Origin of the sequence: Parvularcula mediterranea, from assembly GCF_013085255.1 — a bacterium.
Lineage (GTDB): Bacteria > Pseudomonadota > Alphaproteobacteria > Caulobacterales > Parvularculaceae > Parvularcula > Parvularcula mediterranea.
Genome location: NZ_JABFCX010000002.1, coordinates 1,067,394 through 1,080,515, shown reverse-complemented (window position 1 = coordinate 1,080,515; position 13,122 = coordinate 1,067,394). Strand labels below are relative to the sequence as shown.

The window sequence follows — 13,122 nt, the reverse complement described above, 5'->3', positions numbered from 1 at the left end:
CGGGAGGGGCGAAGGGTCTCTAAACCTATCAGCCGCAGGGTCAAAACTTCGCGGAAAGAACCAGCTCATAGGCCCGTTCCTCGCCGGGGAAGAACCTTTCGTTTCCGAAAGCAAAATCTGCTCGCCTTGCGTACCGGGTGTCGAGTGCATTGCGGACAATGCCTGTCAAAGAGAGCTTGTCGCCAAGCTGCTTCTGCACCCTCAGGTCGAGAAGGTCGTGGCCTTCATAGGTGACGGTGTTCGCAGCGTTCATCGGATAATCCCCGACATGGGTCGCTGCCAGCTCGACGAGCCAGTCAGACGATGGCGTCCAAGTGAGCTGCGCCGTGCCCAGGGTTTCCGGCGCCGTGTCGACCGTGTCCCCGTCAGTGATCACTTCGGAGGCGTTCCCGACATTCCGGTCAAAGCCGTACCGATGCTCGGCATAGGTCCCGCTGAGCCTCAAGGAGAGGGTTTCGTGGAGGCTGAACGTCGCCTCGCCCTCGACCCCGACATGCGTGGTCTCGCCATCGGTGACGTTGAAACCGTCGGCGTCGCGGAAGAAGACGTTCTCCTTGCGCATGGCAAATGCCGTGAGCGCCAGCTGGCCCCAGCCGCCCCCTGCGCGCCAGCCAAGCTCCGCACTGTCGAGGGTTTCAGGCTCAATGCCTTCCGGGTCCTGGTTCACCTGGATCCGGTAGAGCTCGGCGATCTGCGGTGCCCGGGCACCCCTTGCGAGGGAGGCGTAGACCGACTGCCCGGGAGAGATCGCAAATGTGCCTGCGAGCTTGCCGGTCACGGTCGTGAAGTCGTCCTCGCGGTCGGCAGGGCGGCGGAAGCGGCCAACAACATTGGCCGCTGTGTTGTTGTCATAATCGTAGCGCGTGTGCGTGAGGCGCACCCCGCCTTCGAGAGCCAGCCTGTCCGAAGCCTCCCAGAGGAGCTTGGCGAAGGGTGCTGCCTCCTGCGCGACCACCTCGAAATCATAGTGGACGCCCTGGACGAACGAGAAGCGGGTCGGGGCCGTTTGGATCTCCGTCAGGGCACCTTCAGTGATATCGGCATCGAAACCAACAGCTACCTGCATGGCGTCTGACAGGCTCCGAAAGGCAATACTCTGGACGCCAATGCTCGCGTGGTCATTTTCTTCCAGCGGCGTGCCGGGGAGAAAATGCATCCTGAATTCCATATCCGTCGCCCGGGCGAAGGGCGTCACGGTGCCCTCCCAACCGCCAGCGGAGAAAGGCTGCTCGAAGCTGACAAGAGCGTGCCGGACATCCCTGAAGGCGTCCGGATTGGGGTTGGAGCGGCGCAGGGCGTCGTCTTTGAAGGCATCATCGCCGAGGACGAAGCCTGCTGTTTCCTGCTCCAGATGATGGACCGAGAGCCTCAGCGTGCCCTCGCCTATTTTTGCTGCGAGCTGGCCTTTAAGCTCGAGCGCACCGGAATCGGCCCTGTAACCGCCATCTTGGAGAACGCTGAGCCCGGCGGAGAGCCCTTCGCGGTTCAAGGAGCCGATGGCCCTGCCGCGGTCGAAGCTTCCGGCGCTCAGCGTGAAGGCAGTGTCGCCCTCGCCTGGGGCTGCTGAGCGGACATTGATCGCACCGTGGAGGGCGTTCGCGCCATAAGCCACATCCCCCGGCCCGCGCAGGACCTCGACGCTCTCGGCAAACGGGAAACCTGCGTGGAAAAGGCCGTTTACATTGGCAAAGCCTGCCGCTCTCAGGGGAATGCCGTCCTGCAAGAAGAGGAAAGAGCCTGCGCCCGCTCCTCCTGTGAGGACTGGGGACCTGATCGCGGTCAGATGCTCACGGCCCGAGCCTGACTGAACGAAGACGCCGGGAGCGCGGTTCAAAAGCTCCGCTGGCGCGCGGGGTGAGATCAGCTCCTGAATGGGCCCATCCAAGAGGCTGAGGCTGGCTGGCCGGTCGTCGAGGCTTTCGGGCGGAGCGGCCCTGACAGTGATCCGGTCAACGGTCTGGGCGGAAGCAGCCTGGAGGGCGACAGCGGAGACCGCTGCGAGACGGAGAGAAGGCTTCAAGGGAACTCCACGCGATGCGAACCGGCGCCGCCTCGCAGAAATTACTCAAATTTTCCATGCTATTTTCACCCGGAGGATCGCCGCACCCCGTGGAAAAGGTTCCATTTCCTTGATGCAGGTCAAAGTGTTGAGAGCACTATCGCATTTAAGGTCCAAAGAGTTGACCCATAGTCACGGTTCATGCTTTGTGTGAATCTTAGCACAGGTTTATTCCTGAAAGAGTTCCTCAGGATACTTGTCCCACCAAAAGCGCTTGGAGCGACTGTTGTGATTAAGTCCGAGTTGATCCAGATCCTCGCAGAAGAGAACCCCCATCTGTTTGCAAAAGACGTCGAGAGAATGGTCAACGTCGTGTTCGACGAGATCACCGATGCTCTGTGCAATGGCGACCGCGTGGAGTTGAGAGGCTTCGGTGCCTTCTCCGTCCGCCACCGCGAAGCCCGCGTCGGCAGAAACCCGCGTACCGGCGACACTGTCGAGGTCGAGGAAAAATGGGCGCCGTTCTTCAAGGCCGGCAAGGAAATTCGCGAGCGTATCAATGAACGCGCGGGCCATCCGGTCACAAGCCGGAGCAGTGCCAAGGCAGCGCAGGCCTAACGGCTTTCCTTTAGCGCCCAACCTCGCCACATAGCGGACATGCCGCGCTTTCTGACGACCGTCTTCCTCATCTTGCTCGCGCCCGTTCTGGTGGCCTTCTTCGTGGCCAACCGGAGCCTCGTGACGATCAGCTTCGACCCGACCTCTCTTGAGGAGCCAGCGCTCGCCTTTACGGCACCGCTTTGGGCTGGGCTTTCCGGAACGCTGCTGGTGGGCTTCGTCCTCGGCGCGGTGGGTATGTGGATCTCGAACACCCGCCTCAGGAAGAACGCCAAAGAGCAGAGACGCCGCGTGCGTGAGCTTGAGCGCGAAGTGAAGCTGGCGAACGAACGGCCAGCCACCTCCGAAGGCGGCACCAACCTCCCGGCTGTCAGGTGACGAGCCCTCTCCTCATCAAGATCTGCGGGCTCAGGACCTCTGAGGACGCGATGGCCGCTGTCGACAATGGCGCACAGCTTGGCGGGCTGGTCTTTGCCCAGGCGAGCCCGCGCCGGGTGAACCTGCGCGAGGCGCACAAGGTCAGGGACATCCTCTTCGGCAACGCAGAAGTGGTCGGCCTCTTCGCTGACAATGCCTTCGAGGAGATCGCCGCCACCCACAATGCCGTGGGTCTCGACCGCATCCAGCTCCACGGCGGCGAAGACGATGCCTTCGCCGAGCGGATTGAAAAGGAGATCGGCCTGCCCGTCCTGCGCGCGATCCCGGTCGCGACGGCAGCAGAAGCCGAAGCAGCGGATAGGCGCCACGCCAGCGCGTTCCTCTTCGATGCTAAGCCGCCTGAAGGCTCCGCCCAGAAAGGCGGCCACGGCGTCGCGTTCGATTGGGACGCACTCGCTGGCTATAAAGGCGAGCGGAAGTTCCTCCTCGCAGGGGGGCTCACTCCCGAAAACGTCGCCGAAGCCATCCGCGCCGCCCGCCAGCATAGCGGCTTCGTGGGCGTCGATGTCTCCTCCGGCGTCGAGCGGGGAAAGGGCGTGAAGGACGCGGGCCTCATCAAGGCCTTCATCGAAGCCGCAAAGGAGGCCTAGAGCTTCAGCTCCATATCGACCCGGTGCATCCTGGGGGCCCAACCATCCCTCTTTCTCTGTACTGTTTCGGCTCCGCAACGGGCATAGAAGCCTTCCGAGACATGGCTCGCGGCAATGTGGATGCACCTAGCGCCCATCGCCTGAGCCCCTGTCATGGCCTCTGCCATCATCGCCCTGCCGAGGCCCCGGCCGTGGGCAGCCGGGTGCGCCATGAACCATTGGATCCGCGCCTCGCCCGTCTCGTCATCGGGGGACAGTGCGTAGGCAGCCAGAACCTCACCGGCTTCCTCGAACACCCGGTAGCGCTCGCCAATCGCGTCGAGGAAGGAGAGGAAGACCTCCCGCTCCCCGGGGGCAAACGCCTCCGGGATATTGGCATCGAGCATAGCGATGATGCTCGACCGGTCGCTGGGTCTCATGGGTCGAAATTTGGTCATGGGGCCTCTTGGGAAGGAGACACCTTAGAAGAGCGGGGCCTCCTGCGACAAACAGAGGGCGCATCTCCGCGCCGGAACCCCTTGGAAGATCGGGCTTTGCGCTGCTAGGCCCCGCCCCTCAGGAGATTTCGATGGCCGACGACCCACGCACCCCGCTCAACAGCTTCCGCAATGGGCCCGACGATACGGGACACTTCGGCACGTTCGGTGGCCGCTACGTCGCCGAGACGCTTATGCCGCTGATCCTCGAGCTCGGCCGCGCCTACGAGGACGCGAAAGCAGACCCGGACTTCAGGGAAGAATTAGACCGCCTACTGAACGAATATGTAGGACGCCCCTCGCCCCTCACCTATGCGGGCCGCCTCACCGAGCATGCCCGCAAGTCTGCAGGCAAAGGCAAGGGCGCGAAGATCTTTCTCAAGCGGGACGAGCTGAACCACACGGGCGCGCACAAGATCAACAATTGCGTCGGGCAGATCCTCCTTGCCAAGAGAATGGGGCGCACAAGGATCATCGCCGAAACCGGCGCTGGTCAGCATGGCGTTGCGACAGCAACCGTCTGTGCCCTGATGGGTCTTCCGTGCGTTGTCTATATGGGCGCTGAGGACGTCGAGCGGCAGAAGCCGAACGTCTTCCGGATGAAGCTCTTGGGCGCGGAGATCGTCCCTGTCACTTCCGGCAAGGGTACCCTCAAGGACGCCATGAACGAGGCACTTCGCGACTGGGTGACCAATGTTGCGGACACCTTCTACTGCATCGGCACCGCGGCGGGCCCGCACCCCTATCCGATGATGGTCAGGGACTTCCAATCCGTGATCGGACAAGAGGCCAAAGAGCAGATGATGAAGGCAGAAGGCCGCCTGCCCGACGTTGCCATGGCCTGCATTGGCGGCGGCTCGAACGCCATCGGCCTGTTCCACCCATTCCTTGATGACAAGGAAGTGCGCCTCATCGGCGTCGAGGCGGCAGGGAAAGGTCTTCAGACGACGGAACATGCTGCGAGCCTCACCGGCGGCAAGCCGGGCGTCCTCCACGGCAACAAGACCTACCTCCTGCAAGATGAGCACGGACAGATCGACGACGCCCACTCAATTTCGGCGGGCCTCGACTATCCCGGTATCGGCCCAGAGCACGCATGGCTCCATGAGAGCGGGCGGGTGGAGTACATCTCTGCCACGGACACCGAAGCGCTCGAAGCCTTCCAGCTCTGTGCACGGACGGAAGGGATCATCCCCGCCCTCGAGCCAAGCCATGCCCTCGCCCGCGCCCTCGAGGTCGCAGCGGAGATGGATGAGGACCAGATCCTCCTCCTCAACATGTGCGGCCGGGGCGACAAGGACGTCTTCACCGTCGCGGCAGCGCTGGGCGTCGAGGTCTAGCGCCAGGCCTGCCAGCTGACGAACGCCAGCGGGAGAAGCCCTGCGAGGTCTGCAACCGCGATCTTCTTGAGCGGTCCCGCGGGCATGCCCGCCCGCGCGTAGACAATCAGGAAGCCAAGCATGCTGACGATCGCGACAAGGGACGCAGCACGCCGGGCATCGACACTGATGATGGCGTAAAGAGCGACCAGCAGCACCGCGAGAAACAGCGCGCCGCGATGGATGAGCAGCACGCCGACATCCCCTGCGGGATCGACGCCGTAAAGCTTGCCGACGACCGATGGCGAGAAAACTGCCGCTGCTGGCGCGAGATGCAGGAGGGCGAGAAGCCCCCACGAGACCTTGGTGAGCGTTTCCATGACGTCCCTCCGTTCCCCCGAGAGACTAGGCCAAGCGGGCGGGCGCGTCCCATGGCCCTTCCCGATAACCGCTATTCACCGTTGCGCCTGAGAAAGCCGGTTCCTACCGTCCGGCGTCTTAGTTTTCAGGAGCACACCTCATGCGTCACTGGCTGGTCCTTTCCGCCGCCGTTCTCGCCCTTTCGGCCTGCGGAGGAGGCGAGCCGCCCACAGAAAGCCCCGCGAGCGAGGCGGTCGAAAAGCCAGCGCTCCTCGCCCAATCCGGCGGCTTTGTCCCGCTGGAACTGACCGAAGACGGCAAGCTCATCGCGACCCTCCCCGTGCCGGACACGGACGGGGTGAGCCTGCGCGCCATTCACGCCATGTCGCTTTCGGCAGGGCTAGGCTCCAACCCGCTCGGCCTCGACCGCGGCCTTGGCGAGCGGGGGCGGGTCATCCGCTTCCGGATCATCGGCAAGCGGGTCACGGCCGAGGCTGAGAACACGACCTTCCGTGCCAGCGCGGAGAACAACGACGAACGTCTTGCTACGGAGCAAAGCTTCGGCCGCTCGATCCTCTGGTCAGGCGTAGCGGAGAAGGTCAGCGACGAAGGGGTGAGGGTCGACCTTTCAGGCCTGTTCCTCACCGACCTCTTCGGTGTTGGCGAGGGGCTGGGCGGCTTCACCCTCGCCAAGGACCGCTCGATGATCATGCCGGGAGGCATTCTCGGCTTTCCCGACAACACCGAGATCGATACCGAGCTGACTTTCGCAGGCTCCGACCCCGGCATCGAGGTGAGGCGCACTGCGCCCTTCTCCAAGGCTGTCACCCTGTCCGTACACCACACCCTCGCGAGGCTTCCCGAGGAGGGCTATGAGCCCAAGCGCAATGACAGCCGCCTCGGCGCGTTTGAGCAGGTTGTCTATGACTTCTCTGCTCCGCTTGCGGAGGAAGTGCCGCGCAGCTTCGCCATGCGCCATCGGATCGAGGAAGGCGAGCCCATCGTCTTCTACGTCGATCGAGGCGCGCCGGAGCCGATCAAGTCGGCCCTCATCGAAGGGGCCATGTGGTGGGCGGAAGGTTTCGAGGCCGCTGGCCTGCCTGATGCCTATCGCGTCGAAGAGCTGCCCGAAGGTATCCACCCCGCCGACATCCGCTACAACGTGATCCGTTGGGTCCACCGCCAGACACGCGGCTGGTCCTATGGCGGGGCCGTGGCTGATCCGCGTACAGGAGAAATGCTAAAGGGCAATGTGATCCTCGGCTCCCAGCGGGTGCGCCAGGACCGCATGATCTTCGAAGGCCTGGCGGGCGTCTCGGGCACAGGCAGCGGCGATGCGGATGACCCCATCGAGTTGAGCCTTGCAAGGATCCGCCAGCTCTCTGCCCACGAGGTCGGGCACGCGCTTGGCTTTGACCATAATTTCGCAGCCTCGACCGCGGACAGGGCGTCGGTGATGGACTATCCCGCCCCTTACGTTCGTGCACGGAACGGCCAGCTCGATTTCTCCGAGACCTACGCCACCGGCCTTGGCGAATGGGACAAGCTGACTGTGCGCTGGCTTTATGGCGGTGAGGACGCGTCGGAGCTGATGGAAGAGGCACGCGAGGCGGGCGTTCCCTTCATTCAGGACAGCCACGGCCGCGGCGTCGGTTCGGCCCATCCTGAAGCAGCCGTCTGGGACAATGGTGCAGATCCTGTGACGGAGCTTGCCAATGTCATCGCCGTCAGGGCGCTCGGCCTCGAAGGCTTCGACACGAGCCGTGTGGCCGATGGTCAAGGGACGGAGCGCCTGCGTCAGGCGCTGGTGCCGATCTATCTCTACCACCGCTATCAAGTGGTCGCGGCAGCCAAGTCGCTCGGCGGAGCACGCTATACATATGGACAGGTCGGCGATGTCGTCCCCCAAGTTGAGATCGTCTCGCCAGAACGTCAGCGCACGGCGCTTGATCTCATCCTTCGGACGCTCGACCCCAACTTCCTTGACCTTCCCGATGAGCTCCTCACGATCCTGCCGCCGGGCGCAGGCGCCATGGTCGGTGTTTCGAGCCGCGAAGCCTTTGGCAGCCGGACGGGCGAGATCTTTGACCTGATGAGCGCAGCCGAAGCCTCCGCTGACATCAGCCTCGGCGCGATCCTCGCCCCCCGCAGGCTTGAGCGGCTCCACCAGTTCGCAGCCCGGGATGACGCCAACCCTTCGCTCGAGGAGGTGCTGGAAGACACCCTCGACGCGATCCTTTCCGCCTCGCCACAGACGGCTCAGGGCGAAGCGCTGGCGGCGCTCGTCGAAGCGAGGCTCGTCGCAGCGCTGATGGATGTGGACAGCGGCAATGCCTCGACGCCTGTTCGTGCCGAGGTGCAGCGAGCCCTTGCGCGGGTTCAGGATGAACTCGACGACCGCACGGACAGCCACTCGGCCTTCCTCGCGCGGCAGATCGAAGCGCATCTCTCTGCCCCTGCGCAGCCGGCATCGCCGAAGCCAGCCGATCCGCAGGTCCCGCCGGGAAGCCCAATCGGCGGCAACTGAGCCCACCTCTCCCTCAGGGAGAGGTCAAAATCTGCAGATTTCGGGTGAGGGCAGGTGATGGACTGCCCTCGAAGGCCCTCACCCTCAATCCCTCTCCCATTGGGAGAGGGAGGCGGCACCTTCCATCTCAGTCCTCCTCAAACCCCTTGCGCTCACCACGCACAGACGGCACGCACAGCCCGTGACACGACTTTCTCAGACCTTTGACCGCCTCAAGTCCGAGGGCCGCACGGCCTTTGTTCCGTTCATCATGGCCGGTGACCCGAACGCCGAGACCACGGAGAAGCTGCTCCACGCGCTTCCCGAGGCCGGGGCGGACGTGATCGAGCTTGGTTTTCCCTTCACCGACCCAATGGCGGACGGCCCGATCATCGCCGAGGCAGGCCAGCGCGCCCTTGCCCTGGGGCAAACGCTTCAGGGCACGCTTTCGATGGTGAAACGTTTCCGTGAGGCCGGTCACGAGACCCCTATCGTCCTCATGGGCTACGCCAATCCGGTGCTACAGCATGGCGAGAGCTTTGCGAGCGATGCCGTTGAAGCGGGCGCCGATGGCCTGATCCTCGTCGACCTGCCGCCTGAAGAGAGCGAAACCCTTGACGCGCAAGCGAAAAAGGCTGGCCTCGACGTCATCCGCCTCGCCACGCCCACGACCCGCGATGAGCGGATCGACAGGGTTGTCGAGCGGGCTTCGGGCTTCCTCTACTACGTTGCCGTGGCAGGCGTGACGGGTGACCGCTCTGCTGGCGCGGACGAGCTGGGCGAAGCCATCGCGCGATTGCGCACGAAGACCTCCTTGCCCATCGCCGCCGGGTTCGGCATCAAGGACGCCGCATCGGCAAGGGCTGCGGCCCAACACGCCGACGCAGTGGTCGTGGGCTCAGCCATCGTTAAAACGCTTGCGGTAGAAGGCCCTGACGCAGCTCTGGAACTGGCGCGCGACATCGCTGCTGCCACGCACGGAATGGGAGAAGGCTCATGAACTGGCTCACCGACATCACGCCTCCCGGCATCAAGAAGATGTTTCGGGCGCAAGACGACCAGCAGGCACTCTGGACCCGCTGCCCGTCATGCGAGCAGATGACGTTCAACCGGGACCTCGAGGCCGAGCAGATGGTCTGCCCCAATTGCGGCCACCACCACCCGATCACTCCGGTCATGCGGCTCTTCCACCTCCTCGGCGAGGAGTGGGAGCGGCTGGAATTGCCCGAGACGCCGGACGACCCCCTCAAGTTCAAGGACACCAAGCCCTACCCTGCGCGCCTCAAGGACTATCGCAAGCGCACCGGCGAGCGTGACGCGCTGGTCGTCGGCAAGGGCATGCTGGGCGAGCGCGCGGCTGTCGTGGCGGTCCAGAACTTCAAGTTCATGGGTGGCTCCATGGGCACCGCCATCGGCGAGGGCCTCCTCACCGCGGCTGACGCAGCCGTTGATGCAGGCGCGGCGCTGATCGTCGTCACAGCATCGGGCGGCGCGCGGATGCAGGAGGGGATCCTCTCCCTGATGCAGATGCCGCGCTCGACCATCGCCGTGCAGAAGGTCCGCGAGGCTGGCCTTCCTTACGTCGTGATCCTGACGAACCCGACCACGGGCGGCGTCACCGCGAGCTATGCCATGCTGGGCGATGTCCACATGGCCGAGCCCGGCGCGCTCATCGGCTTTGCAGGCCCGCGCGTCATCGAACAGACGATCCGCGAGAAGCTTCCTGAGGACTTCCAGAAGTCCGAATACCTCCTTGACAAGGGCATGCTCGACCGCGTCACCGACCGGCGCGAGATGGCTGCCGAGCTTGGCAATATTCTCAGCGTGCTGATGGCCCCGACCGGCGCTGTCCAGCGGGAGCTGCCCGAGCCGATTGCCGAGGCGACGACCCAGCCTGCCAATGACGCCGCTCCCGAAGCTGCCGCTGACGAGCTTCCGAAGGCTGCCGAGTAGATGAACACCCCTGCCGCCAAGGCAGAAGTCGAACGCCTTCTCACGAGGTTCGAGAACACGAACCCGGCCGAGATCGTTCTCGGCCTCGACCGTATCGAGAAGGCGCTCGGGCGCCTTGGTGATCCGCACAGGAACCTTCCGCCCACGATCCATGTGGCAGGAACCAATGGCAAGGGCTCGACCATTGCCTTCATGCGCACGATCCTCGCAGCGGCCGGGCGGCGCGTGCATGTCTATACTTCGCCCCACCTCGTCCGCTTCAATGAGCGGGTCGTTCTTGCTGGCGAGCAGATCTCCGATGAGAAGCTGGCGTCCGTGCTCGGCCGTTGCGAAGCGGCAGCGGGTGATTTGCCGCTGACCTATTTCGAGGCCGCAACGGCCGCAGCGTTCCTAGCCTTTGCAGAGACGCCTGCTGATGTTTTGCTGCTGGAGACGGGGCTCGGAGGAAGGCTCGATGCCACCAACGTCGTCCCCGACCCCCGCGCCTGCGTCATCACTCCGATTGGCCTCGACCATCAGGACTGGCTGGGCGACAGCCTTGCAGAAATTGCCTTCGAGAAGGCCGGGATCATCAAGCAGGGATCGAACCTAGTGACAGGTGCTCAGCGCCCTGAGGTTCTAGACGTCCTCCGCAACAGGGCACTCGCGCTCGGCGCAGACCAGCATCTGCTTGGCGAAGACTGGCAGCTCGTCCGCGAAGGCGGCGGTTTCACCTATGAGGATGAGCACGGGCTCTCCGACCTCAAGCTGCCGCGCCTGGTGGGTCAGCACCAGATCGACAATGCAGGGCTTGCAGTGGCGGCCCTCAAGAAGGCTGGCCTCGCGCCGGACGATGATTTCATCAGCATGGGGATCGAAGCTGCTGAGTGGCCCGCGCGCTTCCAGCGTTTGGGCCACGGCAAACTCACTTCCATCGTGACGAAACACCAGGGCGACCCGGGTGAGCTTTGGCTCGATGGCGGACATAACCCCCATGCAGGCCGCGCCCTCGCAAGAACCCTCGCGGACCTCGAAGAGCGGAGCCCCCGCCCTCTCGTCCTGATCGTCGGTATCCAGAAGAACAAGGATGCCGAAGAGTTCCTCGCACCCTTCGAGGGCCTCGCCTCGACAGTGCTGACAGTGAAGGCCGAACACGCCGCTGCGATGGATGCAGGCCAGCTCGCCGAAGCGGCTCAGCGCGCAGGGCTCCCCGCCAAGCCGATGGACAGCGTTGAGGCAGCCCTGACCCATGCCGTGGAAGCCTTTGGCAAGTCGGGCGAAGGCCAGCCGAGAGTCCTCATCTGCGGCTCGCTTTACCTTGCGGGAGAGGTGCTGCAGAAGAACGCCGAGTAACCGGAGAACCCGTTATGGCCAAGGTCCTTATCAAACGTCTTCCGCATGCTGAAGGTCTTGACCTTCCGAGCTATCAGACCGAAGATTCTGCGGGCGCAGACCTCCGCGCCGCCATCGACAATGATATTGTCCTGATCCCCGGCGCCAAGGCGATGATCCCGACGGGCCTCTCCATCGCCCTGCCCAAGGGCACCGAAGGCCAGGTCCGCCCGCGCTCTGGCCTTGCGTCCAAGTTCGGCATCACCGTGATCAATGCCCCGGGTACCGTCGATGCGGACTATCGCGGCGAGATGAAGGTCAGCCTCATCAATCTTGGCACGGAAGACTTCACGGTTGAGCGCGGTATGCGCATCGCTCAGCTCGTGGTCGCCCCCTACATTCGCGCGGACTTTGAAGAGACCGCCGACGAGTTGCCGGAGACCGTGCGCGGTACGGGCGGCTTCGGCTCCACCGGGGTCTGAGCCCAAAGGGCGCCATGCGCGACAAGCACCACCTCCTCCTTCCCGAGATCGGCGGTCAGGGCATCAAGCGCCTTGCCGCCGCGAAGGTCGTGGTGGTTGGCGCCGGTGGGCTCGGCTGCCCCATCCTTGCCTATCTCGGCGCGGCAGGTGTCGGCCATCTGACCATCATTGATGGCGACGAGGTAGAGACCTCGAACCTCCAGCGGCAGATCCTTTACACCGAAGCGGATGTCGGTCGGCCCAAGGCCATCGCTGCAGCCAGGCGTCTTCGCGCTCAGCACTCGGGGATCGAAGTGCGCCCCGTTCCGCAGATGCTGACGGCTGAGAACGGCCTCTCCCTCATCGAGGGCGCTGATCTCATCGTCGAAGGCATCGACAGGATCGCGGGCCGCCACCTCATCAACCGGCTCTCCCGGGAGGCGAAGATCCCGCTCCTCTCCTCCGCAGCGTCCCGTTTTGAGGGACAAGTGACCCTCTTTGACCCGTCTGACGCGAATTCGGCCTGCTACGCCTGCCTTGTGCCAGAGGACGCCGAAGAGGATGGCCTCTGCGATCGTGATGGTGTCCTTGGGCCCGTTGTCGGCGCAGTTGGAAGTCTTGCGGCTATCGAAACGATCAAGTTTCTATGCGACGTTCAGCCCATTCTCTCCGGCCATATGCTCACAGCTGACCTCAGGACAGGAGAAGTCCGCAGGGTGGGGCTTCCCCGTGATCCCGGCTGCTCCGTCTGCGGCGGCTGACCGCTGGCACCTCGCTTGCAGCGTCCTTTTCGCAACAGCGAACGGCCATCGCGCCGTTGTGACGCGAAAGGTGAAGAAATGCTTGCCAGAACGTGCTATGTGCAGTGCATGATGGTTGGGTTGATTATGCTCTCTACGGCAGCGGAAGCAGCCGTTGCAGCTCCTGCTGCCGCTGCTGTCGAGGCAGACGGCGCGCCGAGCTGGCCCCTCCTCGCCGTCATGGCCCTGTCGATGGCCCTCGCCTGGCGTCCGCGCAAGGATGTGAGCACCAACCGCGGGTGACGCGAGCCTCATAGGCGCGCTAGACGCAGGCCGAAACCGATAAACAGG

Annotated in this window: 14 protein-coding genes; 11 read left to right on the top strand and 3 right to left on the bottom strand. The window is 64.0% G+C overall.

What is annotated here, in order from left to right; genetic code table 11:
* Positions 1 to 40: 40 nt before the first annotated feature.
* Positions 41 to 2,020, bottom strand: a complete 1,980-nt coding sequence (locus tag HK107_RS05840; RefSeq protein ID WP_173197599.1) for a TonB-dependent receptor — start codon at positions 2,018 to 2,020, stop codon at positions 41 to 43.
* A gap of 267 nt (positions 2,021 to 2,287) precedes the next feature.
* Between HK107_RS05840 and HK107_RS05835 the strand changes: the two genes are divergently transcribed.
* From HK107_RS05835 to HK107_RS05825, 3 genes are read left to right on the top strand one after another with little or no spacing between them, the layout of a single operon-like run.
* Positions 2,288 to 2,617, top strand: coding sequence for an integration host factor subunit beta (locus tag HK107_RS05835; protein WP_173198804.1), 330 nt, complete (start codon positions 2,288 to 2,290; stop codon positions 2,615 to 2,617).
* A 39-nt stretch (positions 2,618 to 2,656) separates the two neighbouring features.
* Positions 2,657 to 2,995, top strand: a complete 339-nt coding sequence (locus HK107_RS05830; RefSeq protein ID WP_173197597.1) for a lipopolysaccharide assembly protein LapA domain-containing protein — start codon at positions 2,657 to 2,659, stop codon at positions 2,993 to 2,995.
* Entirely contained in the window at positions 2,992 to 3,645 is a 654-nt protein-coding gene (locus HK107_RS05825; RefSeq protein ID WP_173197595.1) for a phosphoribosylanthranilate isomerase, read from the top strand. The genes HK107_RS05830 and HK107_RS05825 overlap by 4 nt, the downstream gene beginning before the upstream one ends.
* Here HK107_RS05825 and HK107_RS05820 read toward each other — a convergent pair.
* Entirely contained in the window at positions 3,642 to 4,082 is a 441-nt protein-coding gene (locus tag HK107_RS05820) for a GNAT family N-acetyltransferase (protein ID WP_173197593.1), read from the bottom strand. The genes HK107_RS05825 and HK107_RS05820 overlap by 4 nt on opposite strands.
* 131 nt (positions 4,083 to 4,213) lie before the next feature.
* On the opposite strand from HK107_RS05820, the gene trpB reads away from it, so the two are divergent.
* Positions 4,214 to 5,461 carry a tryptophan synthase subunit beta gene (trpB, locus tag HK107_RS05815; protein WP_173197591.1) on the top strand — a complete coding sequence of 416 codons (1,248 nt, stop codon included), beginning with the start codon at positions 4,214 to 4,216 and terminating at the stop codon, positions 5,459 to 5,461.
* Here trpB and HK107_RS05810 read toward each other — a convergent pair.
* Complete coding sequence (locus tag HK107_RS05810) at positions 5,458 to 5,820, bottom strand: hypothetical protein (RefSeq protein ID WP_173197589.1); 363 nt, start codon at positions 5,818 to 5,820, stop codon at positions 5,458 to 5,460. The two genes, trpB and HK107_RS05810, sit on opposite strands and share 4 nt — an antisense overlap.
* Before the next feature lie 140 nt (positions 5,821 to 5,960).
* On the opposite strand from HK107_RS05810, the gene HK107_RS05805 reads away from it, so the two are divergent.
* The 7 genes from HK107_RS05805 (at position 5,961) to HK107_RS05775 (ending at position 13,074) form a co-directional block, all read left to right on the top strand.
* On the top strand, positions 5,961 to 8,327 hold the full coding sequence (locus tag HK107_RS05805) for a zinc-dependent metalloprotease (RefSeq protein ID WP_173197587.1): 2,367 nt from the start codon (positions 5,961 to 5,963) through the stop codon (positions 8,325 to 8,327).
* Between the two features lie 181 nt (positions 8,328 to 8,508).
* Positions 8,509 to 9,306, top strand: a complete 798-nt coding sequence (gene trpA / locus HK107_RS05800; RefSeq protein WP_173197585.1) for a tryptophan synthase subunit alpha — start codon at positions 8,509 to 8,511, stop codon at positions 9,304 to 9,306.
* Positions 9,303 to 10,259, top strand: coding sequence for an acetyl-CoA carboxylase, carboxyltransferase subunit beta (gene accD, locus HK107_RS05795; protein WP_173197582.1), 957 nt, complete (start codon positions 9,303 to 9,305; stop codon positions 10,257 to 10,259). The genes trpA and accD overlap by 4 nt, the downstream gene beginning before the upstream one ends.
* Complete coding sequence (locus HK107_RS05790; RefSeq protein WP_173197580.1) at positions 10,260 to 11,591, top strand: bifunctional folylpolyglutamate synthase/dihydrofolate synthase; 1,332 nt, start codon at positions 10,260 to 10,262, stop codon at positions 11,589 to 11,591. It abuts the gene before it with no gap.
* A gap of 14 nt (positions 11,592 to 11,605) precedes the next feature.
* Positions 11,606 to 12,052, top strand: coding sequence for a dUTP diphosphatase (gene dut / locus HK107_RS05785; protein ID WP_173197578.1), 447 nt, complete (start codon positions 11,606 to 11,608; stop codon positions 12,050 to 12,052).
* A 14-nt stretch (positions 12,053 to 12,066) separates the two neighbouring features.
* Entirely contained in the window at positions 12,067 to 12,792 is a 726-nt protein-coding gene (locus HK107_RS05780; protein WP_173197576.1) for a HesA/MoeB/ThiF family protein, read from the top strand.
* A gap of 78 nt (positions 12,793 to 12,870) precedes the next feature.
* Positions 12,871 to 13,074 carry a hypothetical protein gene (locus HK107_RS05775; RefSeq protein WP_173197574.1) on the top strand — a complete coding sequence of 68 codons (204 nt, stop codon included), beginning with the start codon at positions 12,871 to 12,873 and terminating at the stop codon, positions 13,072 to 13,074.
* Positions 13,075 to 13,122 lie beyond the last annotated feature (48 nt).

Coding starts and splice junctions, on each gene's coding strand:
- trpB (WP_173197591.1), top strand. CDS start 4,214: ATGGCCGACGACCCACGCACCCCGCTCAACAGCTTCCGCAATGGGCCC.
- HK107_RS05820 (WP_173197593.1), bottom strand. CDS start 4,082: ATGACCAAATTTCGACCCATGAGACCCAGCGACCGGTCGAGCATCATC.
- dut (WP_173197578.1), top strand. CDS start 11,606: ATGGCCAAGGTCCTTATCAAACGTCTTCCGCATGCTGAAGGTCTTGAC.
- HK107_RS05830 (WP_173197597.1), top strand. CDS start 2,657: ATGCCGCGCTTTCTGACGACCGTCTTCCTCATCTTGCTCGCGCCCGTT.
- HK107_RS05780 (WP_173197576.1), top strand. CDS start 12,067: ATGCGCGACAAGCACCACCTCCTCCTTCCCGAGATCGGCGGTCAGGGC.
- HK107_RS05775 (WP_173197574.1), top strand. CDS start 12,871: ATGCTTGCCAGAACGTGCTATGTGCAGTGCATGATGGTTGGGTTGATT.
- HK107_RS05810 (WP_173197589.1), bottom strand. CDS start 5,820: ATGGAAACGCTCACCAAGGTCTCGTGGGGGCTTCTCGCCCTCCTGCAT.
- HK107_RS05805 (WP_173197587.1), top strand. CDS start 5,961: ATGCGTCACTGGCTGGTCCTTTCCGCCGCCGTTCTCGCCCTTTCGGCC.
- HK107_RS05790 (WP_173197580.1), top strand. CDS start 10,260: ATGAACACCCCTGCCGCCAAGGCAGAAGTCGAACGCCTTCTCACGAGG.
- accD (WP_173197582.1), top strand. CDS start 9,303: ATGAACTGGCTCACCGACATCACGCCTCCCGGCATCAAGAAGATGTTT.